This is a genomic window from uncultured Aquimarina sp., from assembly GCF_947495315.1.
In the GTDB taxonomy this organism is placed as follows: Bacteria; Bacteroidota; Bacteroidia; order Flavobacteriales; family Flavobacteriaceae; genus Aquimarina.
Map to the genome: position 1 here is coordinate 1 of NZ_CANLYD010000006.1, position 25,362 is coordinate 25,362.

A 25,362-nucleotide genomic window follows, 5' to 3' on the forward strand; every position below is an offset into this window, starting at 1 on the left:
TAATCCAAGTGGATTACAAAACTGGGGATGGGTTCAGTTAGTCATTAAACCTAACTTCCTTAAATGGAGTCCTAAACTAGCGCAATAAGTATTCTAATTATATTTTATTCAAAAAAATCCTGATAAATAAGATTCATCAGGATTTTTTGAATGCTATTTTTAAATTATTACTATATCAGACTTAAAATTATATAATTCTTATTTGTTAAATACGTATTAATACTTATTTTTGATGAAATTAGTGGAATATTCCCTTTTCTTAAAACCTTTTAAAAATTAATATTGCTATGAAAAAATTGATGTATTTTGGTTTATTCTTTTGTTTACAAATATGTATAGCTCAATCAGACGCTGATTATGAAAATACAATGAAAACCATAATCGAATCATATAATGCTAATGATGCACAAAAAATTTTTGATCAATTCTCCACTGATTTACAAGCCACTTTTACTATTGATAAAGTGAAAGAATTTCTAACTAAAACCTTAGAGGATCAAGGCAAATTTTCGGAATTCGATTTTATGGATCAAGATGGTGGCAACAGGTACCTAGTGCAATCAGAAAATGATTCAATAATACTGGTTATAACATTATCAGCTGATCTAAAGCTCACTAAATTTGCTATTGAGTAAATATATAAGGAGTTTATTTGATAAAAGTGAACCACTCCTGAAAATAAGCGCCAACGATTGGGACTGCTTTTTGTTCTTCTCTGGAAGCCAAGATTAATCCATATACAATAAGAACAATTGAAAAAATCCAAAAAGAAATATTAATAAAAAAAGAATTAAACATACCTGAAAAAGCAGTTAGCAGATAGAACATAATCCATAACCCTAATGCTTGTCTTATATGAAAACTGGCAAACGTATTTTTATCATCTTGATTCATAAAAAAGGCTATAATCGTTCCTATAATAGTTATATAAGAAACAATAGCAGCTGTTTTTCCTTGTTTTGCATAATCTGATTCCATGATGATGTTATTGTTTTTTGTTCATTTTTAATAATACTATCAAAGAAATAGATCTGTGATAGGTAATCTAGGTTCTTTTGGTTTTAATCTACCAGGTATTTATAAAAACACTATTTTATTTCAATACTAACTGGCCGTTCCCTACGATTCCATATGTACTTCCTTCTATACTCTTGTTTATAAAGGCACTATTTTTAGAAGTTGATAGTATATGTTTTTCTATAAATGTTGTATTCCCTTTTGGTGTAAATAAGGATAGGTCAGCTTTATTTCCTTTATCAATAGAAACACTTTCGATTCCAAAAATTGATTTTCCTTGCGTAAGCAGTGCTATAGTTTGATCAATACTTAGGATACTGTTTAGTATTCCAAATGCACTTTCTAAACCAATAGTTCCATATTTAGCATTATCAAATTCTACCTTTTTATGTTCAACATCCATAGGTTGGTGATCGCTGGTTACCATATCGATAGTCCCATCCTTAACACCTTCTAGTAAAGAATTTACATCTTTTTGAGTTCTCAATGGAGGTAATACTTTGTAATTAGTTTCAAAAGTTGTTAGTTCTTCATCGGTAAGAGATAAATGATGTACAGAAACACTACAGCTTACTTGTAATCCCTTCTCTTTCCCTTCTCTGATTAATTGAACGGACTTAGCAGTAGATATTGTTGGAATATGTAATTTTCCTCCAGTATACTCCAGTAGGAAAAGATCTCTGGAGATTTGTAATTCTTCTGCTAGTGCTGGAATTCCTTTTAGTCCGAGTAATGTGCTTTGTTCTTCTTCATTCACCATACCTTTTCCGGCAATACTATTATCCTGAGGAAAAGAAAGTACCAGCCCATCAAAGTTTTGAGCATATAATAAAGCTATTTTAAGCAAGTTCGGATTTTTAACAGGTTTTTTATAATCTCCAAAAGCTACAGCTCCGGCTTGTTTCATATCATAAAGCTCTGCCATATCTACACCTTCAGACTTTGTTGTTAATGATCCAATAGGGTGTAGATTGACAGGGTTCTGTAATGCTTTTCCTTTTAGGAAGCCTACAGAGGAACTTGTATCCGTGATTGGTAAGGTGTTTGGATTGACAGCTATACTGGTAAAACCACTTTTAGCAGCAACAGCTAATCCATTGTTTATAGTTTCTCGTTCTTCATATCCAGGTTCTCCAAAACTTACGCTACTATCAAACCATCCTTGTGATACGTGTAGTGTGTCTAGTTTAACTTCTTCTACATTTTCTTTAGCCTCAATTAAAGCATCAATATCCTTAATTATTCCGTTTTCGATTAGAATATCTACCGTTTGATTATGAAAGGGCGATGAGGGATCAATAATGGTAGCAGCCTTTAATAAGAAATTCATTTTAGATATTTTAATAATAGGATTTCAATTAATAAGAAAATCAGAGCAAAAATAATAAACCATTTCCAAAGTTCATGAATACTACTTTCTTCTTTTATTTGCTCAAATAAGGATGTTATAGAATCATTTACTACATATTCTGTCGTAGTAGAAAGGTCGTAATATTGTAAATCACTTTCTGTAGTATTATAATTGTAGCTTACATTTTGGATAAGTTGTTCTTTATCTTTTAGTGCATATATTCCAGCTTTTGTAGGTACTTCATCTGTTGTAATCCGCACTTTGGTAGCAAAGCTTTGTTGGAGGGGAATATTACTTTCCTCGTTCGATTCTAAAGATAATATTCCATCTTGTCCTAAAGATATCGGAATATCATAGGTGTTTGTTTGTCCTATAATATATGATATATCAGAAAGTTGCAAACTTTGTTTTCCAATGTTATATAAGGTAGGAACAATTAGTGGTGAATTCTTAAAATTAGAATTCTCGTTATTAATTGATGCTGTGAATATGTATAAAGAATTTGTTTTGTATAAAAAAGGCGTACGATCCTCGAAAGATAAAATACTATTATCAGAATTAGTTCTATAGAACGAATTAACCTTCGGATATTGAAAATTAGTTATTCTTTTGTCAAAAACCCCTCTGTATAACGGATGCGAAAAATTAATACCGGTTATTCTCTTTTCCTGTGTATTTAATTCTAATAACCCTTCTTTAGAAAAACTGTTAATCAGTTGTTGGTATGAAACGATATTACCATCTGTAGCAGGAATAAAGCATATAGTACCACCTTGATCTTCGAATGATTTAAGAGCATTGATTAATGATACCGGAATTTGTTTCATTTCATTAATCAGCACCAGATTAGAATTACTAATATCATTATAATTTAGCTTTTCTAATACTGTACTTATTAGAAAGAATTCATCAGTGGTATAGATGTTTTTTATAAAACTATCGTTTGCTTCATTGATGGCTAGTACCCTAATTTTTTCTGGTGTATTAATCGTAAAATATCTGGAATTATCAAAAGTTAAGGCAGGATCTTCTAGTACAATACGACCATTAACTTTAATGTTTTCATCAATTTTAAACTGAGTACTTGTTGTCCCATTTTTAGGGATTGTAACAGCCGTTTTTGCTAATAACTTTTCGTCATTATAAAACGCAAGAGACACATTATCCGCATTAGCATCTGTATTACTCACTAGAACATTAAGAACTAATTCGTTATTTGTATTACGCTGCAATGAAAGACTGTCTATTGAAATGTTTTGACGAGTTACTGGTTGTAGTTGCACAAAATTTGTTTCAGTATCAGGATCAAAAGGGATATCAAAAGCCTCATTTTTTTGCTGAAAATCAGAGACCATAATAATCCTTTTAATAGTTTCCGGAGCATTTCCAATAAGTTGTTTTCCTTTTAGGTATGCTGCACTATATGGTATCTGATTGGATGTATATTCAAGCTGAAGTAAATCATTCTGAATGTCTTTTTTGCTAACATCCTTAAATGTTTTGGTATTCGTAAAGATAGAAATGGTTTCGTCTTCTGGTAATACACTCAGTAGCTCTTGGATGGCTCTCTGTAACAAAGGACCTTTAGAGCCTTTGGCTTGCATACTAAAGGAATTATCCAGGTAAATTGCCATTTCACTTTTTTTACCAACGATTTCTTCTGAAGCTAAAAATGGTTGCGCAAAAGCAATAATAAGTCCTCCTAGTGCCAATAATCGCGCAAGAAGTGTTAACCATTTTTTAATCTGAGAACTTTTACGTGTCTGTATAGTAACGGCTTTTAGAAATTGTACATTGGTAAAAGGTACTTTCTGAAAACGACGTAATTGAAATAAATGAACTATAATAGGAATAACAAGTGCAAATAAAGCATAAAGAAATTCTGGGTGTCTAAATTGCATTCTTGATTAACGTTTGTCAAATATACTATAAGATTTGTTATTGACCGTTTAGGCTTAACGAATTTTTAGGGTAAGAAAATATTATAATCTATCAAATAGTTTTACTGATTTCTATTCTTTAATAGTTTTATCAGATTTACTTTATATTTTTTTAGCCACTTCTTATCAAATGTAAGATAGAAGTTACCGTCTTCTTCTCTATTAACCAAACTATCGATATATATACTCGTTTTATTTTTTTTATCTCTTACACCTATGGTTACTTTTTGTATTGTGTCATACCCTAACACAATATTTCTAAGAATATATTTATCAAAAGTATCTCTTTTTACAATCAATATATCATCTTTTTGGTAGTTGATCTTATCATTTTCCAGTTGATGGAAAAATGAGTCTTTAGGCATTTTGATAGTAATGTTTTTGTCTATTTTTATAGAATTAGGCATTAAATAGCGTCTTTGCGAAGTACTTAATATAGCAAAGAAGGTTATACTAATTAAAGCAGGTTTGGCTAATTTAAATACTATCTTTTTAGACTTGTTAATATGAATAGAAGGGGAGTATAGGTATAAGGGTATTAAGACTAAAATACAAATAATGTCAGTATAATCTATTGTCCTATCAAATTGTATAATTCCTAAAGCATTCCAAAACTCTATAATCGGTTGACTATAGGATGTTTTCCAGAAGCTAAAAGCAATAGCTGTAATTATAAATATGCTTTTTTTAAATTTATTGGCAAATGCTGTTAAAAATAAAGCAAAAACTATGATTCCAAATATGTCAGATAATTTTCCAGTAATCCAATTATGAAAAGCATATTTAAGATAGAAATCATTTATCAAAAGAATCAATAAGGAACTGATAAAAATTGGATTAATGATATACTTAGATTGCATAATGTCTTTAAATTATTTTAGGTTTATTGCTTCAGTCTTTAACTTCCAATAACATATATTATATGATTTTGACTTTATTTGTTAGAAGGTTTATATATACTTTTTGTTTTATTTTAGTATAAAAGTAAGCACATTTATTATTTCATCTCTCCCTATTTTCAGTGAAAGATATAATGGGAGAGTAACTTTGAAAACAATTTGATGTAACCACATAGAATTAGAAGTCCATCTTTATGTTAGCAATAGTATTAAACCCGAAAGACTTACCTTATTCATTTCAAAATCATTTCTCCATTACGCTAATATAGTACAGGATTACTTCGGAGTTGTGAAATCTAATAATTTAAATTTGATAATTACATATCATAATTTGTTATAAATAAAGGATTCTTATGGATTAGATTTTAAATAAAGAGAGAAAACTAATAAGAAAATTTTGATACTAAAAAATAGGCGTACCTTTGCAGCTGCATTCAGAAATGGCATAACGTAATAGATTGTTGTTTCTTAAACAATTTATATGTCATTTAATTCATTAGGATTATCCGATGCTCTATTAAAAGCAATCGATAAAAAAGGATATACTGTTCCTTCCCCAATTCAGGAAAAAGCAATACCACCAATTTTAGAAAGAAAAGATGTATTAGCATCAGCTCAAACAGGGACTGGTAAAACAGCAGGTTTTACATTACCTATACTTCAGTTATTATCGCAAGAGCAACACTATAGAAAAAGACCTATTCGAGCATTGATATTAACCCCAACCAGAGAACTAGCTGCTCAAATATTGGATAATGTAAAAGCATATAGCGAATTTGTAGACCTTAGATCTATGGTAGTTTTTGGAGGTGTAAATGCTAATCCGCAGATCAGATCTTTAAGAAATGGAGTTGATATATTAGTTGCTACTCCCGGTCGCTTATTAGATTTACATAGTCAAAGAGCTCTTTCTTTGGCAAAAACTGAAATATTAGTATTAGATGAAGCAGATAGAATGCTGGATATGGGATTCCAGAGAGATATCAATAAGATATTAGCTTTGTTGCCTCAGAAACGACAAAATCTTTTATTCTCTGCTACATTCTCTAAAGAGATCAAAAAATTAGCTAATGGAATTTTACATCATCCTGTATCTGTAGAAGCAGCTCCAGAAAATACAACAGCAGAGAAGGTAGATCAAAAGATGTATAAGGTTGATAAGACTAAGAAATCTGAAGTAGTCATCAAATTAATTTCTGAGGGAAATTGGAAGCAAGTTTTGATCTTTACGCGAACAAAACATGGAGCAAATCGCTTAAGCGAAAAGTTAGTTAAAAACGGAATTACATCTGCAGCAATACATGGTAATAAAAGTCAAGGAGCGAGAACAAAAGCATTGGCAGGTTTTAAACAAAATAAAATCAGAGTATTAGTGGCAACGGATATTGCTGCTAGAGGTTTGGATATCCCTTTGTTACCACATGTGATTAATTATGAATTACCAAATATCTCTGAAGATTATGTTCATAGAATTGGACGTACAGGTAGAGCAGGAGCAAGCGGAGAAGCAATCTCATTAGTTTCTCAGGAAGAAGTAGCTTATGTAAAAGGAATAGAGAAATTGTTAGGATTAACGCTACCTAAAGAAACCATAGAAGGTTTTGAACCAAGTTTTGTTTTTGATTATAACGCCGCGGCACCAAAGAAAAATCAGCAAGGAAAACCTAAACGCAATAATAGAAATAACAACAGAAGGCGTAAAAGATCATAAAAAAAGCGGAAGTTTTACTTCCGCTTTTTTTATGATCTATGAAATATTTTTATAATTAAAAGATATAATATCCTACAGAAAGTTGGAAAGTTCCGTTTTTAGAATCAACATTGTCTACAACATCCGTTAATCCAAAGTTATATCTTGCTTGAGCAAAGAATTTCCCGAATTCTACACCTGCTCCTACGGCACCACTAACATCAAAGCTTTCTGGTTCTCCAACTTCAAAATCATCATTTACTACGATACCAAATTGTGGACCTGCTTCGAAACTAACAAATTTAAGAAATTTATATTTTACCAATATAGGTATATTCACATAGTCAATATCCGTATCATCGGCTCCTTGAGCAGAATATAAGATTTCTGGCTGAATTGCAAATTTGTCAGCGATTCCTAATTGTCCAACAACTCCGATATGATATCCTGTTCTGCTGTCTAGGTCAGTATCTCCGTTTATATTAGAAAAGTTAACACCTCCTTTTACACCAAATTTGATACTTTGTGCATTAGAAATTGTAGTAAAACCGATAAGCGCAATGGCTAAAAAAAATAGTTTTTTCATAAGTCTAATTAATTGTTTGTTCAAATCAAATATAGAAACTTAAATACTAAAAAAAGGTTAAAATCACTTATTTGAAGGAGAGATAACCCCTGTTTCGTACTATAAAATACTGTTAATCCCAGTAACAGAAAGGGTCGACGAAAGCTTTGTTTTTTCGGGTAAAAAACTGTTTTTAGAGTGATTCTATATAAAAAAAGAGCCTTATTCTATTATTTTTATCTTATTATTTTCAAAAGATAAGTAGTATTCTTTTTCTATATCTTTATAACAAATAGTAAAATCATTGACAATTCCAGGTTTATATGTAGGAAGCCAATTTCTGCCTTCTTTTGTTACAATAATCACCCCGTTATGATCACCAACCCAACAAAAATTTTCTCTAAAACTATTTTTATTGATAGGATTAATTCCAAATTCTTTAACCAATGTATTTGCCATTCTTATGGGGTCTGTATGGGGCAACCCTATTTCATTAAGCTTAATTACTTGGTCAATAGAAAAATTATTGCTTTTAGGATAGTTTGCTAATGGTCGTTCAATAAATTCAACTATATTTTCATCTTTATCATAAAAATAAATAGCACAGCCGCTATCGAATTGAATTATTTTTTCTCCTTTGTATGGTAAAAGCTCAATATTTAATTCTTCTAAAAAATCAATGGCATATTCTATAGATCCTGTAGGTATCAAAAAAGCAAAATGATAATAAAAATCTTTGTCGCACTTTCTGAATATTAATGTGTTTTCTTGGGTAGAAAGACTGAGAGTATCTAGATTTTTTTGACATCGAAATCCTAATAGGTCATTATAAAATTCCTTTTGTTGTTCTAGGTTTCTTGAAAATATGTTTAGCGTCTTTATTTCCAAATATGGTTATGTAAATGATGTTTTTGGTTTGCTCAATAATAACTGAATTCAAATTTAATGGAATTAAAATTAATTAGACACGAACGTATTGAACCATTAGTACTATTTGAAGATTTTTGTATTAGCTCATTTACCATATTAAGAAATTCAGAGGAGTCTTTTTCCGATAGATTTTCAAAGAATTTTTGCTCCGAACGACTTAATAAACCTGATGAATAGCTGCTTTTGCATGATATAGAAGATGTATCATCAAGAAAGCATTCAATTGTACCTTTAGGCTTTAATCCGATTAGATTTTTACTTATAAACCTTGATGTTTTGTCTTCCAGATTTTTCATAGTCATTGGATTATTATCAATAAGTATGTAAACGTAAAACTGAGTTTCTGTATTGTATTAGAGGAATCTAGCTTAAAGTCAAACTTTTTAAAAATCTAAAATATTTTACCGTATTAATATCTTTCGTACGTCTTAGTTAATAATAATCAGTTAATTTCTTTTTATGCATTCCCCAAGCGACTACCTGTACTCCTTTTGAATAGCTAATTTGATTTGGTGTTCCTTTGAGCAAATTCTTAAATCGCGGATAATTAACCGTCAGCTCTTCAATCTTGATTTCTTGTAAAGGCCATTCTGGATGATGAATCTCATATTCATTCATGATATCTTTAGAATCCTGAAAAAGGGCATATCGTTCTGTTAACCAAATATCCAGATTGGGCTTAGTTTTTTGTTCTTCTCCTATTTTAAATTGAATTTTAAAGAGGTCTCTAAAAGTATCATTAGATGAAGTATAAGAATCTGATCTTCTTTTCATTTTAGAATATCGATATGGTAGTTCAGAAATTTTTCTGGCGATCATGCAAGAAATCTTTTTACCTCCTTCGATACTCAAGAAATAAACCCCAGTCTTTTTTCCTGATTTAATGTATGTTCGAATGTTAATTTCGTTAAAATTAGAAATAGGAGGAAAGTATGGAAGATATTTTGGTCTAATTTTTTCCATTGAAAAAGCTACTAAGGAAATCCAGGCACTTCCCTCAAACAAATCTATTTCCAATTCTTTAGGAACAAATTTCTTAAGCTCATCATAATAATCAACTTTCCAATGTAAGAAAATTGCGCTATTCCATTCTTGGTAATATTTCCAAGGTTCATTAGGCACATCCCAAGGTCGGTGCTGAGTATTTTTTAATATTTCCCGGATGCTCATTAGATTAGTATTGAATACTTTTTTTAGATATCGTATTTACGTACCTTTAAAAACATGATTAAAGATACAAAATTAGCTGTCCTCATTGATGGTGATAATATACCAGCAAAATATCTGAAAGAGATGATGGAAGAGATTACTAAATACGGTACACCAACAATTAAGCGAATTTATGGAGATTGGACAAAACCATATCTGGCAAAATGGAAGAATATTTTATTAGAAAATGCAATAAATCCTATCCAACAATATAGCTATACAACTGGTAAAAATGCTACGGATTCTGCTATGATCATTGATGCAATGGATATATTGTACTCAGAGAAAGTCAATGGATTCTGTTTGGTTTCGTCTGATAGCGATTTTACTAAATTAGCAATGAGATTAAGAGAAGCGGGTGTTGTCGTATATGGACTTGGAGAAAAGAAAACACCGGATCCATTTATTGTAGCTTGTGATAAGTTTATTTATCTAGAAATTCTGAAGCAAGATACAGAGAAAAAGGATGGTAAAGAAAAGTCAGAAAAAACTAATTTAGATAAAATTACTCCTAAAGTAATGAGGTTACTAAGAAATTCTGTTTCTGATGCCGCTGATGAAGATGGATGGGCTTTTATGGGAGATGTAGGTTCTCTTATTCTTAAAAAACAACCTAATTTTGATTCCAGAAATTTTGGATTCGAAAAGTTAACGCCTTTGTTTAAGTCACTAAAGCAATTCGAGATAGAGCAAAGAGATCAGAGTAATCGAAAGTTTAAATTGGTTTATGTTCGCAATAAGTAGATTTGTTTTTTTATAACATTGTATCTTCGCGAAAAATTAGAATTGATATCCCTTGCAATACGAATTTAGCATACAAGTAGCACCAGAAATTGCGGCAGATCCCGATCAGTTAAAAACCCAAGTGTCCAGAAAAAATGGTATTCCTTTAAATGAAATCAGATATATACAAATTTTAAAACGCTCGATTGATGCTCGTCAAAAAGCTGTTAAAATAAATCTGAAAATAAAGGTATATGTGCATGAAGATTTTGTAGAACAACCTATTCAGTTACCTGAATATCCGGATGTATCAAAAGCAATCGAGATTGTCATTATTGGAGCTGGTCCTGCTGGATTATTTGCAGCTTTACGTTGTGTAGAATTAGGCTATAAACCAATAGTATTAGAAAGAGGTAAGGATGTTCGTAACAGAAGGAGGGATCTTAAAGCAATAAATAGAGATCATATTGTAAATGAAGATTCTAATTATTGTTTTGGAGAGGGAGGAGCAGGTACCTATAGTGATGGTAAATTATATACACGTTCTAAGAAAAGGGGAGATGTAAACCGTATTCTTCAATTATTAGTTGGTTTTGGGGCGACCGATCAGATTTTAATTGAAGCACATCCTCATATAGGCACGAATAAATTACCCGCAATTATAGCAGCTATCAGAGAAAAAATAAAAGCACATGGCGGAGAAATACATTTTGAAACACGTGTAACTGATTTTAATATCAAGAACTCTGAAATTACTGGGGTAACATTGCAAAATGGCGATACAATCGATACCAATAAAGTAATTCTGGCTACAGGACATTCGGCTAGGGATATTTTTGAGTTATTACATAAGAAAAATATAGAAATAGAGGCAAAACCATTTGCATTAGGAGTTAGAGTAGAACACTCTCAGCAATTAATAGATCAAATACAGTATAAATGTGAAGTTCGTGGACCGTATCTTCCTCCATCTCCTTATAGTATAGTAAAACAGGTAAGGGGTAGAGGCATGTATTCTTTCTGTATGTGTCCCGGCGGAGTTATTGCTCCTTGTGCAACGAGTCCGGGAGAAGTAGTTACTAATGGTTGGTCACCATCAAAAAGAGATCAACCTACATCTAATAGCGGGATTGTAGTAGAATTACGTTTAGAAGATTTTAAAGAATTTTCTGAATATGGACCTTTAGCTGGAATGTATTTTCAGAAAAAAATAGAACAGCAAGCCTGGCGTTTAGCTGGAGAAACTCAACGAGTTCCTGCGCAACGATTAGTGGATCTAACACAAGGGAAAACATCTTTGGATTTGCCTGAAACTTCATATAAACCCGGTTTAACTTCTGTAGATATGAATGATGTTTTTCCAAAGTTTATTCATAGTACGCTTCAGGAAGGTTTTAAAGCTTTTGATAAAAGTATGCGTGGTTACCTAACAAATGAAGCTGTTGTACACGCTCCAGAATCAAGAACTTCATCTCCGGTAAGAATACCTAGAGATCGATACACACTAGAACACACACAAATAAAAGGACTATATCCTTGTGGTGAGGGTGCTGGTTATGCAGGAGGAATTATTTCTGCGGCAATTGATGGAGAAAAATGTACAGAAGCTTGCGTAGCTACTATAACTTAGATTTTTGTTTGCTTTTTAATAGAAAAATCAAATGTGGTTTGTACTCCAAGGTTGGATTTTACCTTGATACACCCTCCAAGTGTTTCTACTAATTTTTTTACTGTAGAAAGTCCTATTCCATTTCCTTTATTACCACTTCTATCGATTCCATTAGCTGTCGTAAATAATTCGAAAATAGAACCTATTTGATCATCAGGGATACCCATTCCGTTGTCAGTGATTTTAAAATAATAGAAGACATTGTCCTCTGTATATTCTATATCTATTATAATATGTTCTTTATCATTATACTTGATACTATTACCTATCAGATTGAAAAATATTTGCTTTAGTGCTGATTTATTGCAGTTTAATGTTGGGTTTGATTCCGGAAAGTTGATAGTGCAATCTGGTTTTATACTCAGTAGCTCCGCAATTTCTCTAAGAAGGTGATTAAGTTTAAATGATTCAGGTTTGTTTTGAACTAAGCTATCACTTTCATAATGATCTAGGACATCATTGATATAATCACTCATCGAAAAAGAGGATTGTTTTATATATTCGAAATACTGCGAAGTCTCCTTATCTAGATTATTAGCCAATTTCAGTTTCAATAAATCCGAAGTAGTAATCACATTAGCTAGTGGCATTTTTAAATCGTGAGATATCACTCTGGCAAATTCTTTTAGAGATTCGTTTCGTTTTCTCAGCTTATCTTCTACTTTCTTTAAGTCATTATTTTTTTTATTGAGTTCAAATAAAATGACAACTTGATGAGCAAGTGATTTTAATGCTTCTAGTTGTTTATCACTAAGTTCTTTGGGTTGACTATCAATTACACATAAAGTTCCTAACGCAAAACCATTTTTATCAATAAGTGCGATACTGGCATAAAAGATTACTGTACCATTTAATGTAAGCGGGTTATCGTGAAAACGCTCATCTGTTCGTGCGTCCTTGATTATCAATGGAGTATCTGGTTCTAGAATTGCGTGTGCACAGAAAGATTGTTTCCTTGGTATTTCATTAGTAGAAAAGCCATGTGCAGACTTAAACCATTCTCTGTCACTATCGACTAATGATATTAAAGCAATTTCTGTATCACATAAATATGCAGCCAGCGCTGTAATCTCATCAAACTTATTTTCGGATTCAGTGTCAAGAATATTCAACGATTTTAAAGCTTCAATTCTAAAATCTTCGTTTACGGGGAGTGCTGGTACGATCATCTTCATCAAGAATTGTCTTGTTTGAAACAATTCTTAATAAAATTAACAAAAAAAAATCAGAAATTAAGAATTCCCTACTCAGATTATTCCAAAAACGCCTAAATATCTAATATTCATCCATGTTTTCGTTTAAACTTTTTATAAAAGCTATAATGTCATCAATCTCATGCTTTGTTAAATTTAGAGGATCCGAAGGTAAGGTTTGATATGGCTGATTTATTCCTATACCAGCTCCGCCACCACGATTATAAAAATCCATTACTTCTTCTAATGTGGTATATACACCGTTATGCATGTATGGACCTGTTATCTCGGCGTTTCGTACTGTTGGTGTTTTGAAAAAGTGTTTTCGTTCAGGTGTCTTATACACCATATATCTTCCTAAGTCTTCACTTATAATCGCATTAATGGTATCATTAGTTGATGGAACACCAATTAGTTCTATTTCAGATTCTTTATAATCTGGAGGAACAGTGCCATTAAATAGTGGAGCAAAATGACAAGTAGCGCATTTGGCCTTACCATTAAAGAGATTAAATCCATTAATTTCACTCTGAGAAAGTGTATTTTCCAGGTTGTTGATATTTCTATCAAATTTAGAATTGAAAGGTGTTAGACTTCTGATATAGCTTGCAATGGCATTTCTGATATCATTATTGTTTATTTTTCGATTTAGGTACACCTTTGAAAAGTCTTTAATATATGTAGTATCTTCTGAAACAGCATTTTCTAAAGTTTCTAAGTCTGTATGAAATTCATTTTGATTCTCAACTACGTTTATGATTTGACCTTCTAGTCCACCAGCTCTTTTATCATAAAAAAAAGCTTGTTGTAATGCAGCGTACATAAGTGTTGGGCTGTTACGAGTAACTCCCTTAGAAATCTTGAGCCCATCTGTAAATGCTTTTTCTGGTTGATGACAAGTCGCACAGCTTATCTTTTTATTAGATGAAAGATTGGTGTCATAGAACAATCTTTTTCCAAGCATTACTTTTTCTGAACTTAGTTCTTTTTGACTTTGATCAGCAAAATAATTTACATTAAATGTGTCTGATGAGAAAAGAGAAGTGGCATCATTTTTTATCGCCAATTCGAAAGGAAATTTTACCTCCCAGTCCGTTACTGTCTGATTCCACAGGTTTAACTGTTTGTGTGTATGGTTTTTGATGAAATGATACCTGTCAAATTTATTAAAATTTCCTTCTAAATTATCCAAAGTAGTTTCGATTTCAGTCTGCCATGTATTGAATAGGTTTTTATCACTAAATTCATCCTTAAAGATTGATAAATATGTATACAAGCTTTGGTAAACTATTCGAGAATCTCCTAATGAGTTTTCTAATATGGGAGAGTCAAAACCGGTAATTCCTGTAAGTGCTACTCTTACTATTGCTTTTCTAAGTAGCCATAGAAAATGATATGGTTTTAAATGATCAAAGCTTGTATTTTTTTTAATAAGCTTTAATCGACCAATGATTAAATTAACATGTTTTACAATTGTGGTTGTATCTATTTTATCCACAAAAATCTCTTCTTCAAGAACTTGAAAGCCGCTTGGAGATTTAATTTTGATATCAGTAAAATCTTCTTCTTCGACTTTTAGTATGTTTGGTTGATTAAGAAATCCATAATTTTCTACATCCAAACTTGATAGTATAGGTTCTAGCTTTTTGAAATATTTTTTAGCTTCCTTAAAATTGTTTTCGGCATTAGATGGATTTTGATTAATACTATCGAGATATGCAATCGTAGCTAAAATATCTTTATCAAATTGTTGTTGCATAATCGTAGTAACTGGTAGCTTTTCTATCTTTTTTTCTTTAGCGCAAGAAAATACGATAAGTAAGGTAAAGAGGCTTATCATACGATAAGCCCCTTTATTAATTTTATAGTTTAAAAATAACTGCATTTTATTATAATGTGATATAAGTATTATCTTCCTAACCCTTTAACTATATACATCATACTGCCTTCTTTTCTGCTATCTGCAACATTTGGATTGGCATTAGGATCAGTGAAAGGGGTTCCATCAGCTCGTTCCCATCCGTGATTCTGAGTCATTAAGATAAATGTCTCATCCACACCAATAATATCCGAGATATCAATCATTCCTGTAATCTCCCAAGTTCTATCTGCAGGACCATATCCTTGAGCGGCAGCGTTAATTTGATCACATTCTAAAACAGCTTTTAGAGCTCCTGAATTAAGATTATATTGGTATAATCTGGCGTAATGAGCAGCGGCTGGTTTAAAGTCCTGAATTCCGTTTGGATCTTCCTGGATATAGGCATAATTTTCTGTTATTAAAATATTATCTGGACTGTGAAAAGCTTCAGCTTTACCGCCTTCTTTGTCACCATCTAATACACAAGTAATTTTACCAGCTCCGGTGGGATCATTTTCGTTCAATACTACCTTATAAACTCTTCCAGAGCGAGTTCCTTTTCCGATAAGGTCTGGTTTATCTCTACCTGTCACTGCTAAATATACTTCTCTATTGTTAGCAGCAGAGCCTCTTCTCCAGTCGATATCCTCTAATCTAGAGAATCCCATTACACCTTTTGATTTAGCTTCAGTATCTAATAGATCAATGTCTTTTTCGGTAAGTTCTACGAACTCCATATCATATGCTGTACCTTCTTCCATATCCATTTCATATGTAATTCCGGGAGAAGTAACTTTTAGTCCATACAGTTTTCCTCCTTCAAGATCTCCTCGGTTTCCAACATACATACCCAATTGACCCGAAGGAATTTCGTTATTACTGTTGTCATCGCCTATAAATACCACTGTTTTATCTGGATATGCATCTTTTCCGATTGCTACTGCATTTTCTGTAGACCATTGTCCCATTGCAGTTAACATTCTTGGAGTAGAAGCAACAGAAGGATCTCTATAGGGATCGGTAGCGAAAACTCCTTTAGAATTTCCTCCCCATTCTCCTCCTGATAAATACATAGGACCAAAACCGTGTTCCTCTGGAGTGATCATAGAACCAGAGCATTGTGCTGTTTCTGCGGTAGCTACCGCATTAAGAATATGTTCTCCTTTTATAGGTTTAAAAGTTTCATCTAATGTAATTCTTGCTACAGCATAATCTGCTTCTATATTATTTATTAGCGTGTATGTTCCATCTGCATTACGAAGTAAACCTGCACCATCAGCCATAGAACCGTAAGTGAAATTAGGAATGTAAGTATCTTCGGATGAAAGTAAATTGTAGATTTCAATATCTGTAAAACCAGACATTTTTTTCAAAAGAACAGGTGAGGTTGATCTGCTTTCTAATTCAATTAGATCTCCTATAGGTGGTGTTGAAGTATCATCATCATCGTTACAAGAAATGAATAGCAAACCGCAACATAGCGCAAGAAGTCTGAAGTAATTTTTCATGATTGTGTAAATTTTTGTTTTCACAAATTTACTACGACCGTAAGCTCAATGACTTTATGGAAATGTTTTATGTTTATTAAAGAAACGTCAACCTAATGTTTAGAATGTAAACAGCATGTTACTCTTTAGAATTGTTCTAAGCTAAAATTTTTCAAAAACACCCAATCCAAATAGCGCATAATCATATTTTACAGGATCTAACGGGTCTAATAACCTTAAATTAACATCAAGTTGATGTAATGCTTTGGCATCATTTTGTTTTCTGCTTAACAGATTTAATTTTCTAGCAACATTACCAGAATGCACATCTAAGGGACAAGATAATTGTGAAGGAGATAAGCTATTCCAGATTCCTAAGTCCACACCAGCACTGGCATCCCGTATCATCCATCTAAAAAACATATTAATTCGCTTAGCAGCGGAGTTTTTGTGTGGATCACTTACATGTTTTTCGGTTCTGGCTTGATGTGGTAAGCTAAAAAACTCTTTTTTAAAGTAGTGAATTGCGGTTTGTAGATATTCGTCGCTTGCATATTGATTAAAAAATCCTTCCATATCTCCGAATTTTATATAAAGATTTTGTAAACCTTTGATAAAATATGTTAGATCAATATGATTAAAGGTCCTATGAACAAAACCTTCTAAATTATCGAGATTACTTTCCGAATGATTCATTATAAAATCATAGGGAGAGTTACCCATTAGAAACATCAGTTTATGCGCATTAGTAAGAATGCTTTTACGATTTCCCCAGGAAATTGTTGCCGTTAGGAAGCCTGCTATTTCTTTATCTTCTTTTTGTGTAAAAAGATGTGGAATTTGAACGGGGTCTGTTTCTATGAATTTTGGTTGTTCATAAAAAGCAGCTTTTTCATCAAGAAATTCTTTGAGTTCGGATTTGCTTAGTTTCTTCACGAAGTTTTATTCAGTGTTGAAAATTTCAAAAATTAAAAAGAGGATGTCCATTATGTTTTATCGACAATTTTACCATCTACCATAACTAATTTTCGATCTGCCATATTCGCCAATTCTTCATTATGGGTGACAATAACAAAAGTTTGACCATATTCGTCCCTAAGTTTAAAGAATAATTGATGAAGATTCTCTGCTGATTCACTGTCCAGGTTTCCCGAAGGTTCATCTGCAAAAATTACTTTTGGATTGTTAATTAATGAGCGTGCTACAGCAACTCTTTGTTGTTCACCTCCAGAAAGTTCTGCCGGCTTATGATCATATCGATGTCCCAAACCTAAAAAGTCAAGTAATTCTTTTGCTCTTTTTTCTGCTTCAGCTTTTGGGACCTTTTTGATAAATGCCGGAATACATACGTTTTCTAACGCTGTAAATTCTGGTAGCAACTGGTGAAACTGAAAAATAAATCCTAATTGCTCATTTCGGAATTTAGACAATTGTTTTTCAGACAAGAAATTGATAATGTTATTATTGATCGATAAATCACTCCCTTTTAGCTCTGACGCCCTATCTAATGTTCCCAGAATCTGTAACAAAGTGGTTTTTCCTGCGCCAGAAGCTCCCACGATAGAAACAATTTCACCTTCTTTAATATGTAGATCAACACCTTTTAATACGTGTAAGTCTCCGTAATTTTTGTGAATATTTTTAGCTTTAATCATCTATATGTTTCTTGAATCAGTGAAAATAACTAATATCCTAAAATTCGGCAAGATTATCCCTTAAAAGAACCTTTTAAATTATTTATGTCCAGAAAATATACCACTCTTAATGATAAAGTATGTTGAATAGGCTGACCAAAAAGATTATCCAAACTGTCAGAGTAATTAATCGTAGAAAGTTCATCTTGGTTAAAAATCTGATTTCGGTAGAGTAGGGTAGCTTCACTACCAGGAGCAAATCTCCAGCTAAAACTTAGATCAAGATTCCATATATTAAAATTGGTATTCGGGTCATTTTCAGAAATGTCGTAATCGGTCTGAGTACGTGTTCCATCATCGTTTAGTGTATAAAATACATTTTCAGAGTAATCTGCAGTACTCCAAAAATTTCTAAAACGTAGGTTAATAGCTTTGTATGGGTCAAAGTTGTAACTGGCGCTTAATGAATTCTCTATGGTAGTGATGTCTCGTTGACCCAAGAACACATCAGTATCATCATTGTCAATATATCCGAAATTTCGTTTTCTTATAGAGTAGTCTGTTGCCCAAATAACTAAGAACTTATCAGAAAACCTATACCTAGGAGAAAGGTTCATACTATAGGTTTGCTGATCATCTTCAAACCAATTACGATGAAATACACGTATATCATAAGCAAACTTTTTGCGATAATCAGAAGATACCCATAAGTTAACGCCAAGATTCTCGCTGTATGTAACAAATCTGCCATCCACTCTAGGCTCAAAATAATCATCCGTATCAGAATCATAAATTGTAAACCCTCCAAAACCAAAGCGTTCTCTGGTTACGAAAAACCAATCTACACCAACAGAATTAGAAGTTTGTACACTAGGATCGTATAATCTTCGATGTCTAGCGAATAGATTGATTCTATAATTATTAAACAATTCAGTAGGTTCAAAAATCTGATAAGATGTACTAACCCTAAAACTATTGAAGTTATTTCTAAAATTCACTCCTAAATCATTAATGTCAAAAGTAGTATTGGCTAGATCATGTCCAAATCCATATCTCCATTTACCTTTGATACGATCAAAATCCAGCTCTGATCTAAAACCTCCAATATTATCTCCTGGCAGATTTACCTGGCTTACTATAGATCGACCTGTTAATCTATACGAATTAGCTTTGTTTGCTAGATTCCATACCAAACCAGTTACATTAGCATCTCTAAAATCACTGCCATTACGGGTTACGTTAGTGTTTATTAATGAAATGGAGGAGTTATTATTAAACTGCTGATCTAGAACAAATATATTGTAGTTAGCTAAAGGTTCTACTACTTTACTTCTCTGGTCTCCTGTAATAGTGTCCGTTATGCGGACCTCTGTTTTTTCTGTAATAGCATTAAAAAAACCAATACCAAGGTTTCCTTTAGTTCTTCCCGAAATTTTAAGCGCGTTCAGTAGGTTCACCTTAGAAGGATTGTCTTCTGCTACTTCATTTTCCATAAGTTCATCTTCAGAAACAAAACCGGAAGGTCCATTACCTACACGTCTGGAAAAGAATACCCGTCCTTTATTAAACAGCTCTGTTCCTTCTGTAAAAAACTGTCTGTTTTCTCCAAAAGTTTGTTCAAATGGTCCCAGATTAAGTCGTACTTCATCAAAAGCTGCTTGTCCAAAATCAGGTATTAGCGTTGCATCTAATGTAAAACTATCGCTTAATCCGTATTTAACATCTAGTCCGGCGCTAAAATCAGTTTCAGTTTCTCCATCGAAGCTAGCAGCCAATCCTTGAACAAAAGGAAAAAAGGTAAGTCGCACAGGTGGATTTATATTTTCCACACCTTTTACTAAGCCATTATATTGTGTTCGTTGGCCAACCTTATTGTCTACAAAATTCCAAGAATGTGTTTCATTCCTATTTTGTAAACGTCTATAGAAGTTAATACTCCAATCTTGTACAGCTACTTCAGGAAAGCGTAAGGCGTTGTAAGGGATTTTGAATTCAGCGTACCAACCTTTTTCATCGTAGGAAATTTTAGCATTAAAAACTACATTATAACTAAAATCTTCATTGAACTGATCAGCTCGAGCGTCTCCAATCGTTCCTGCACTCGTAATAAAAAATCGAGTTTCGTTAATCCCGTCATTATAGGTGTTTATCGAGATATTAAAAAAGTCAGCTTGAGCAAAGACATCATCCCGTTGACTAAATTGTTTTAATATTTTATTGGGTTGATCGTCATATAAATACGCAGCAAAATATACAGCTTTATTATCGTAGGCCATTTTAACTTCGGTACGAAGATTTTCTGGTATTGTTCCTTCATTTCCAGGTTGCCACATCCTAAAATCACCAGAAGCAGGAATATCGTTCCAAATCTGATCATCCAGAATACCATCTATTTTTGGAGCTGTTGTTATTCTGTGTGCTGTAATTTGTTTTTTTTCTTGACTAAATAAAAGAGTAGCATGCAGAACGAGTAGCACACTTAAGATAGGGCGTAGTTTTCTATTCATGTTTTGTAAAAAAATCCTTACTTTTTCGACTTACTTGCAAAACTAGGATTTACAACTAAATGACTTACTAATGAAAAGTTAAAAAGCATTAGTGCTGTTTAATATATATGTAAATTCGTTAAACAATATTTACTATTTAACAATATTATGGGAAAAAATAACCTAGAGACTGCTGTCTTTGCTGGTGGATGCTTTTGGTGTACAGAAGCTGTTTTTCAACGATTAGAAGGTGTAGATCAAGTAATCTCTGGATATACGGGAGGAACCATTAAGAATCCTGCATATCGCGAAATTACCACAGGAAGAACAGGTCATGCTGAGGCGATAAAAATTGAATACGATGCTGATATCATTAGCTATAATGAATTATTGGAAATCTTTTTTGCAACTCACGATCCTACAACTTTGAATAAGCAAGGAGCGGATCGTGGAACTCAATACAGAAGTGCCATATTTTATACGGATGATGATCAAAAAGAACGGTCGCAAACAATGATTACGAATCTTAATGCTGAAGGTGTTTTTGATAACCCCATTGTTACGGAAGTAGCAGCGTTAGGAGCATTTTATAATGCTGAAGATTACCATCAGAACTATTATAATCAAAATAGTAATCAAGGATATTGTCAGTTTGTGATTAATCCAAAACTAAGTAAATTGCAGGCTACTTATAAAAGTAAATTAAAAAAAGAAATACAGAACTAACATAGATATAATGCCATATAATAATTTCGAAGAATACAATATAAAAGTTACTGATGATATAAAAGATAAATTTAAATCTATAATTACGGATCTGGGAGAAGACATAGGTAGAGAAGGAATTGAAAAAACTCCTGAGCGTGCGGCGAAAGCAATGCAATTCTTGACTCAAGGATATCATCAAGATCCTGAAGAAATTCTGAGAAGTGCTATGTTTAAGGAAGATTATGACGATATGGTCATTGTTAAGGATATAGAATTATATTCTTTGTGTGAACATCATATGTTACCGTTTTTTGGAAAGGCGCATATTGCGTATATTCCTAATGGTCAAATAGTTGGATTGAGTAAGTTACCTAGGATAGTGGATGTTTTTGCAAGACGTCTTCAGGTACAAGAACGCTTAACTCATAATATCTTAGAATGTATTAATAATACGCTAAAACCAAAGGGAGTTGCTGTAGTAATTGAAGCTGCTCATATGTGTATGATGATGCGTGGTGTTCAAAAACAAAATTCGGTAACCACAACTTCAGGATTTAGAGGACAGTTCGAAAAAATTGAAACCCGTACTGAGTTTTTAAGGTTAATTACTGCAGACTTGTCATAACAATTTTTTGGCATTTTTTTTGTTATATAATTAGTAAATAGAAACTTATGAAAAAGAATAAATATAAATTATTAAAAAAAGGTATTGTTTATGATTTAATTGGTATGGCTTCATTAGCTATTCCTTTTGTTGGACCATTTTTAGATATTATATGGGCCCATTATGCTGCAAAAAAGATGATGGATATGTATCCTGGAAAAAAAGGTAAGATAGCTTCAGTTATAACTTTTATAGAGGAAATAATTCCTGGAACAGATATAATTCCAACTTTTACTCTAATGTGGTTATATACTTTTGTTCTTAATAAAGAAGAGATTATAGATAAAGATGCTAAAATAATCGAAGTAGAAGTTGTTTCGTAAACAACACAATTTATATAGCTACATTTTCAAGGAATTTAAAGTTTTTAGAGTATTCGTATTCTTTAATCTTTAATAAATCGTGCAAAACCCATTCTACGAAGCATTTTTTTCTCAAACCACCAGAAAAATTTAAATTGTCCGAACAGCCATCCTACGATTAATAGTATTATCTGATATACAGGGAATATCAGAAATATTCGCAAAGGCCAGTATATCCATCCGGCTGTAGATTCTCTATCAAATCCTATTAATTGTATAATTGGGTCAGAAATTCTGGCTGCAGTAGAACCTGTAATGGCAAAAGCAATAAAAATAGCAATTAACTCCCATCGATACGTAACATTCCATTTTTTTTCTAGAGGTCCAAAGATCTTCAATGTAAAAACCAATAATAAAGTAAAAATTAATACGGTGATTACAGTTATTAATGGAAAATAAAAATCGTGAGTTTCTGTAAGTTTTAAAATTCCAAGTATTAATCTCTTACCAAGTAAAAATGATGAAACTAATAATCCTATTAATCCAAGGATAGGAAAAAGTAGTTGCCAATTAGCCTGAATTTCCCAGCGATCTTTAAACTTTTGCATATCGCAAAAATACAACTTAAACTTTCTGTGTCAAAATCTTTAACCTCTACTTACTATAAATCGTTGATTATATTGTCGTTCAAAAAATAGAAAATAATTGTATAGAAGATAGTTTACCTCATATCCATAATCAGTCTGCAATTCATAGTTTATTCTCTGAATATATAAATTCGGATCAAATAGCTGTGGCTGCATAACCCTTTGATTATATTCAGTAACATATTGTCGATTTCTTACTTCCAGAAAACTTTGATTATAGTAGCCTCTCGGTCTTTGAGTAGCAAGCCATCCATTAAAACCTGGTTCTATTATAATAATTTCATACTCTAAACTATCATTCGCAATTCTTACAGTGTCAGAAATGCTATCTGCGGATGTAACATCAAGTTTTCTATCTTTAGTTGTTCCGCAACTATAGATACATAACACTAGGATAAATGTGTAAATACTATTTTTCATAATCTTAATAAAAATCAAATTACAAAAAGTACGTTAATTACTTTTAAGCTTTAACGTTTTTTTGTTGTGTTAATTTATAAAAATTTATTTGAATAGACCTAAAATAGTAAAAGAGTCTTAATACAAACATCAAGACTCTTCTCAGTATTTATTAAAACAATAGTTGTAAATCTATTTTCCAAAGAGACCACCGAGTAATCCTCCAAGGCCACCTTTTTTCTGACTACTACCGCCGCCAAGTACCATACCAGCTACATCATCAAGGATACTACCATCACCATCTGCATCTAGAAAAGATTCTATTAGTGATTGTTGTTTAGACCCTTGTCCTCCTCCGAGCATTCCTCCAAGCATATTCGATAACCCATTAGCATCAGATACATTATTTTGAGAAGCTTGTTTACCTAAAACTCCCATAAGTATTGGAGCAGCTACTTTAAGAATCTGAGCAACAGAACCAGCATCCATTCCAGATTTTTGACTTAGCGCATTTTCTACAGCTGGTTGTTTTCCTCCTAAAATATGTCCAAGAATTCCCGCACCATCATTAGTTACATTATCTTCAACACCTCCTTGGAAAAGACCTCCTAAATTGTCTAAAATTCCACCACCAGAATGTTTACCATTCAATGCACTTAATATTCCTGAAGCACCTTCAGGAGTTGAAGCATTTTTTTGCATAGCGCCCATTAATACTGGCATAGCCATAGTTAGTAAACTTCCTGTTTTATCGGCAGATTGTCCTGTTTGACTACTAACGCCGCTTACAATTTGCTGGCCCATTGGGCTATTTAAAAGATCTAAAATTCCAGACATGATTTAAAGTTTTTTATTATGTGATTTAAAGTTACATTTTTTATTGATAAAATTATGGAATAACTATTGTTTTATTTATGGAGATAATAGATGAAAAGAAGATTTTATCGATGAAAGGAGGTAAAAAGAAAAACACCTTTTACAAATTATATGCAAAAGGTGTTTTTAAGTATTTAGTTTGTTTCCGTATTATTTAAGAATAGAGATTATTTGATCAGCAAGTTCTTGACCAATTCTATCTTGTGCTTCGCCTGTAGCAGCACCAATATGAGGTGTTAATGATATTTTATTATTCATCAATACCTTAATCGCTGGACTCGGTTCATTTTCGAATACATCCAGACCAGCAAAACTTAATTTACCACTTTCTAAAGCTTCTACTAAGGCTACTTCATCAATAACTCCACCACGCGCAGCATTGATTAATCCAGCACCATCTTTCATTTGTTCAATCTCAGCTTTACCAATAACATAATCCTTTTGAGCAGGTACATGTAAGGTAAAGAAGTCCGCTTGTTTAAGAACTTCTTCTTTAGAAACGGTTTTTATTTTAAAATTTAATGATTGTCCATCAAAAAATTCCAAAGGAATATCTACTTCTTCAATAAACGGATCAAATGCAACTACATTCATACCAACTCCAATCGCAATTTTAGCGGTTGCTTGACCAATACGACCAATACCTAGTACACCAAGTGTTTTTCCTCTTAATTCAGTTCCACCGGCGTATGCTTTTTTAAGGTTCTTAAATTTGCTATCACCTTCTAATGGCATATTTCTGTTTGCATCATGAAGAAAACGAACACTACCATATAAATGAGCAAAAACTAATTCTGCTACCGATCCAGATGATGCAGCAGGAGTATTGATAACGTGCAATCCCTTTTCACGAGCATAGGCTACATCGATGTTATCCATACCAACACCACCACGTCCTATAATTTTCAAAGAACTACAGTTATCAATGATATCAGTTCTTACTTTAGTAGCACTACGAACTAATAATACATTGATTTCATTTTCATTAATATAATCTACTAACTGATCCTGAGCAACTGTTGTAGTTTGCACTTCGAATCCAGCTTTTTCCAAGGCATCAATACCGCTTTGAGATACTCCGTCGTTTGCTAATACTTTCATTTTAAAAGTTT

24 protein-coding genes are annotated in these 25,362 nt (G+C 32.4%); 7 read left to right on the forward strand and 17 right to left on the reverse strand.

All coding sequences use genetic code 11. The features are described 5' to 3' along the window. The first annotated feature begins 287 nt into the window (after positions 1–287). Positions 288–635: a hypothetical protein gene (locus Q0910_RS11905; protein WP_299216476.1), complete on the forward strand. Its 348-nt coding sequence runs from the start codon at positions 288–290 to the stop codon at positions 633–635. A 13-nt stretch (positions 636–648) separates the two neighbouring features. On the opposite strand, the gene Q0910_RS11910 is transcribed toward Q0910_RS11905, so the two are convergent. The 4 genes from Q0910_RS11910 to Q0910_RS11925 form a co-directional block, all read right to left on the reverse strand. Beyond that, positions 649–978 (reverse strand): hypothetical protein, encoded by a 330-nt coding sequence (locus Q0910_RS11910; RefSeq protein ID WP_299216479.1) that lies wholly within the window; start codon positions 976–978, stop codon positions 649–651. A gap of 115 nt (positions 979–1,093) precedes the next feature. Continuing rightward, positions 1,094–2,347 carry a dihydroorotase gene (locus Q0910_RS11915; RefSeq protein ID WP_299216482.1) on the reverse strand — a complete coding sequence of 418 codons (1,254 nt, stop codon included), beginning with the start codon at positions 2,345–2,347 and terminating at the stop codon, positions 1,094–1,096. Further along, positions 2,344–4,269 carry a BatA and WFA domain-containing protein gene (locus tag Q0910_RS11920; protein WP_299216485.1) on the reverse strand — a complete coding sequence of 642 codons (1,926 nt, stop codon included), beginning with the start codon at positions 4,267–4,269 and terminating at the stop codon, positions 2,344–2,346. Before Q0910_RS11920 ends, Q0910_RS11915 begins: the two co-directional genes overlap by 4 nt. 101 nt (positions 4,270–4,370) lie before the next feature. Then, positions 4,371–5,168, reverse strand: a complete 798-nt coding sequence (locus Q0910_RS11925; RefSeq protein WP_299216488.1) for a hypothetical protein — start codon at positions 5,166–5,168, stop codon at positions 4,371–4,373. 520 nt (positions 5,169–5,688) lie between these two features. On the opposite strand from Q0910_RS11925, the gene Q0910_RS11930 reads away from it, so the two are divergent. Continuing rightward, positions 5,689–6,918, forward strand: coding sequence for a DEAD/DEAH box helicase (locus tag Q0910_RS11930; RefSeq protein WP_299216491.1), 1,230 nt, complete (start codon positions 5,689–5,691; stop codon positions 6,916–6,918). Positions 6,919–6,973: 55 nt separating this feature from the next. Here the strand turns inward: Q0910_RS11930 and Q0910_RS11935 are convergent, their stop codons facing one another. The 3 genes from Q0910_RS11935 to Q0910_RS11945 all read right to left on the reverse strand — a co-directional run bounded on the left by Q0910_RS11935 (position 6,974) and on the right by Q0910_RS11945 (position 9,562). Continuing rightward, positions 6,974–7,483, reverse strand: coding sequence for a porin family protein (locus tag Q0910_RS11935; RefSeq protein ID WP_299216494.1), 510 nt, complete (start codon positions 7,481–7,483; stop codon positions 6,974–6,976). A 201-nt stretch (positions 7,484–7,684) separates the two neighbouring features. Continuing rightward, positions 7,685–8,173: a hypothetical protein gene (locus Q0910_RS11940; protein WP_299216497.1), complete on the reverse strand. Its 489-nt coding sequence runs from the start codon at positions 8,171–8,173 to the stop codon at positions 7,685–7,687. 651 nt (positions 8,174–8,824) lie between these two features. After that, a complete protein-coding gene (locus Q0910_RS11945) occupies positions 8,825–9,562 on the reverse strand; it encodes a DUF2071 domain-containing protein (RefSeq protein WP_299216500.1) in 738 nt (245 codons plus the stop codon). Between the two features lie 54 nt (positions 9,563–9,616). Between Q0910_RS11945 and Q0910_RS11950 the strand changes: the two genes are divergently transcribed. Both Q0910_RS11950 and Q0910_RS11955 read left to right on the forward strand, forming a co-directional pair. Then, the gene (locus tag Q0910_RS11950; protein WP_299216503.1) at positions 9,617–10,345 is read left to right on the forward strand and encodes an NYN domain-containing protein; all 729 of its coding nucleotides are present in this window, start codon (positions 9,617–9,619) and stop codon (positions 10,343–10,345) included. Positions 10,346–10,397: 52 nt separating this feature from the next. Next, complete coding sequence (locus tag Q0910_RS11955; protein ID WP_299216506.1) at positions 10,398–11,954, forward strand: FAD-dependent oxidoreductase; 1,557 nt, start codon at positions 10,398–10,400, stop codon at positions 11,952–11,954. Here Q0910_RS11955 and Q0910_RS11960 read toward each other — a convergent pair. From Q0910_RS11960 to Q0910_RS11985, 6 genes are all read right to left on the reverse strand, one after another. After that, positions 11,951–13,168, reverse strand: a complete 1,218-nt coding sequence (locus Q0910_RS11960) for a GAF domain-containing sensor histidine kinase (protein ID WP_366142658.1) — start codon at positions 13,166–13,168, stop codon at positions 11,951–11,953. The two genes, Q0910_RS11955 and Q0910_RS11960, sit on opposite strands and share 4 nt — an antisense overlap. Before the next feature lie 100 nt (positions 13,169–13,268). Continuing rightward, on the reverse strand, positions 13,269–15,071 hold the full coding sequence (locus tag Q0910_RS11965) for a cytochrome c peroxidase (RefSeq protein WP_299216509.1): 1,803 nt from the start codon (positions 15,069–15,071) through the stop codon (positions 13,269–13,271). 23 nt (positions 15,072–15,094) lie between these two features. Further along, positions 15,095–16,555 (reverse strand): alkaline phosphatase PhoX, encoded by a 1,461-nt coding sequence (locus Q0910_RS11970; RefSeq protein ID WP_299216512.1) that lies wholly within the window; start codon positions 16,553–16,555, stop codon positions 15,095–15,097. A gap of 141 nt (positions 16,556–16,696) precedes the next feature. Then, entirely contained in the window at positions 16,697–17,470 is a 774-nt protein-coding gene (locus Q0910_RS11975; RefSeq protein ID WP_299216515.1) for a TIGR02757 family protein, read from the reverse strand. A gap of 50 nt (positions 17,471–17,520) precedes the next feature. Continuing rightward, on the reverse strand, positions 17,521–18,189 hold the full coding sequence (locus Q0910_RS11980; RefSeq protein ID WP_298540620.1) for an ABC transporter ATP-binding protein: 669 nt from the start codon (positions 18,187–18,189) through the stop codon (positions 17,521–17,523). 53 nt (positions 18,190–18,242) lie between these two features. Then, entirely contained in the window at positions 18,243–20,675 is a 2,433-nt protein-coding gene (locus Q0910_RS11985) for a DUF5916 domain-containing protein (protein ID WP_299216519.1), read from the reverse strand. A 147-nt stretch (positions 20,676–20,822) separates the two neighbouring features. Between Q0910_RS11985 and msrA the strand changes: the two genes are divergently transcribed. The 3 genes from msrA to Q0910_RS12000 are packed head-to-tail and all read left to right on the forward strand — an operon-like array spanning position 20,823 to position 22,349. Beyond that, complete coding sequence (gene msrA, locus Q0910_RS11990) at positions 20,823–21,380, forward strand: peptide-methionine (S)-S-oxide reductase MsrA (protein WP_299216522.1); 558 nt, start codon at positions 20,823–20,825, stop codon at positions 21,378–21,380. A gap of 10 nt (positions 21,381–21,390) precedes the next feature. Next, positions 21,391–21,987 carry a GTP cyclohydrolase I FolE gene (gene folE / locus Q0910_RS11995; RefSeq protein WP_299216525.1) on the forward strand — a complete coding sequence of 199 codons (597 nt, stop codon included), beginning with the start codon at positions 21,391–21,393 and terminating at the stop codon, positions 21,985–21,987. A gap of 47 nt (positions 21,988–22,034) precedes the next feature. Next, positions 22,035–22,349 carry a hypothetical protein gene (locus Q0910_RS12000; protein WP_299216528.1) on the forward strand — a complete coding sequence of 105 codons (315 nt, stop codon included), beginning with the start codon at positions 22,035–22,037 and terminating at the stop codon, positions 22,347–22,349. 62 nt (positions 22,350–22,411) lie between these two features. Here Q0910_RS12000 and Q0910_RS12005 read toward each other — a convergent pair whose 3' ends face one another. The 4 genes from Q0910_RS12005 to Q0910_RS12020 all read right to left on the reverse strand — a co-directional run bounded on the left by Q0910_RS12005 (position 22,412) and on the right by Q0910_RS12020 (position 25,351). Next, positions 22,412–22,936 carry a DUF6787 family protein gene (locus Q0910_RS12005; protein WP_299216531.1) on the reverse strand — a complete coding sequence of 175 codons (525 nt, stop codon included), beginning with the start codon at positions 22,934–22,936 and terminating at the stop codon, positions 22,412–22,414. Positions 22,937–22,975: 39 nt separating this feature from the next. After that, positions 22,976–23,395, reverse strand: a complete 420-nt coding sequence (locus Q0910_RS12010) for a DUF6146 family protein (RefSeq protein WP_298540606.1) — start codon at positions 23,393–23,395, stop codon at positions 22,976–22,978. A gap of 171 nt (positions 23,396–23,566) precedes the next feature. Next, complete coding sequence (locus tag Q0910_RS12015) at positions 23,567–24,211, reverse strand: DUF937 domain-containing protein (RefSeq protein WP_299216534.1); 645 nt, start codon at positions 24,209–24,211, stop codon at positions 23,567–23,569. 189 nt (positions 24,212–24,400) lie between these two features. Continuing rightward, a complete protein-coding gene (locus tag Q0910_RS12020) occupies positions 24,401–25,351 on the reverse strand; it encodes a D-2-hydroxyacid dehydrogenase (RefSeq protein ID WP_299216544.1) in 951 nt (316 codons plus the stop codon). Positions 25,352–25,362 lie beyond the last annotated feature (11 nt).

Bases quoted from the DNA above. Each gene is read 5' to 3' on its own strand.
- Q0910_RS11985 (WP_299216519.1), bottom strand. From the start codon at position 20,675: ATGAATAGAAAACTACGCCCTATCTTAAGTGTGCTACTCGTTCTGCAT.
- Q0910_RS11910 (WP_299216479.1), bottom strand. From the start codon at position 978: ATGGAATCAGATTATGCAAAACAAGGAAAAACAGCTGCTATTGTTTCT.
- Q0910_RS12005 (WP_299216531.1), bottom strand. From the start codon at position 22,936: ATGCAAAAGTTTAAAGATCGCTGGGAAATTCAGGCTAATTGGCAACTA.
- Q0910_RS11920 (WP_299216485.1), bottom strand. From the start codon at position 4,269: ATGCAATTTAGACACCCAGAATTTCTTTATGCTTTATTTGCACTTGTT.
- folE (WP_299216525.1), top strand. From the start codon at position 21,391: ATGCCATATAATAATTTCGAAGAATACAATATAAAAGTTACTGATGAT.
- Q0910_RS12015 (WP_299216534.1), bottom strand. From the start codon at position 24,211: ATGTCTGGAATTTTAGATCTTTTAAATAGCCCAATGGGCCAGCAAATT.
- Q0910_RS11905 (WP_299216476.1), top strand. From the start codon at position 288: ATGAAAAAATTGATGTATTTTGGTTTATTCTTTTGTTTACAAATATGT.
- msrA (WP_299216522.1), top strand. From the start codon at position 20,823: ATGGGAAAAAATAACCTAGAGACTGCTGTCTTTGCTGGTGGATGCTTT.
- Q0910_RS11965 (WP_299216509.1), bottom strand. From the start codon at position 15,071: ATGCAGTTATTTTTAAACTATAAAATTAATAAAGGGGCTTATCGTATG.
- Q0910_RS12010 (WP_298540606.1), bottom strand. From the start codon at position 23,395: ATGAAAAATAGTATTTACACATTTATCCTAGTGTTATGTATCTATAGT.
- Q0910_RS11950 (WP_299216503.1), top strand. From the start codon at position 9,617: ATGATTAAAGATACAAAATTAGCTGTCCTCATTGATGGTGATAATATA.
- Q0910_RS11945 (WP_299216500.1), bottom strand. From the start codon at position 9,562: ATGAGCATCCGGGAAATATTAAAAAATACTCAGCACCGACCTTGGGAT.
- Q0910_RS11925 (WP_299216488.1), bottom strand. From the start codon at position 5,168: ATGCAATCTAAGTATATCATTAATCCAATTTTTATCAGTTCCTTATTG.
- Q0910_RS11930 (WP_299216491.1), top strand. From the start codon at position 5,689: ATGTCATTTAATTCATTAGGATTATCCGATGCTCTATTAAAAGCAATC.
- Q0910_RS11915 (WP_299216482.1), bottom strand. From the start codon at position 2,347: ATGAATTTCTTATTAAAGGCTGCTACCATTATTGATCCCTCATCGCCC.
- Q0910_RS11980 (WP_298540620.1), bottom strand. From the start codon at position 18,189: ATGATTAAAGCTAAAAATATTCACAAAAATTACGGAGACTTACACGTA.
- Q0910_RS11970 (WP_299216512.1), bottom strand. From the start codon at position 16,555: ATGAAAAATTACTTCAGACTTCTTGCGCTATGTTGCGGTTTGCTATTC.
- Q0910_RS11960 (WP_366142658.1), bottom strand. From the start codon at position 13,168: ATGAAGATGATCGTACCAGCACTCCCCGTAAACGAAGATTTTAGAATT.
- Q0910_RS12000 (WP_299216528.1), top strand. From the start codon at position 22,035: ATGAAAAAGAATAAATATAAATTATTAAAAAAAGGTATTGTTTATGAT.
- Q0910_RS12020 (WP_299216544.1), bottom strand. From the start codon at position 25,351: ATGAAAGTATTAGCAAACGACGGAGTATCTCAAAGCGGTATTGATGCC.
- Q0910_RS11935 (WP_299216494.1), bottom strand. From the start codon at position 7,483: ATGAAAAAACTATTTTTTTTAGCCATTGCGCTTATCGGTTTTACTACA.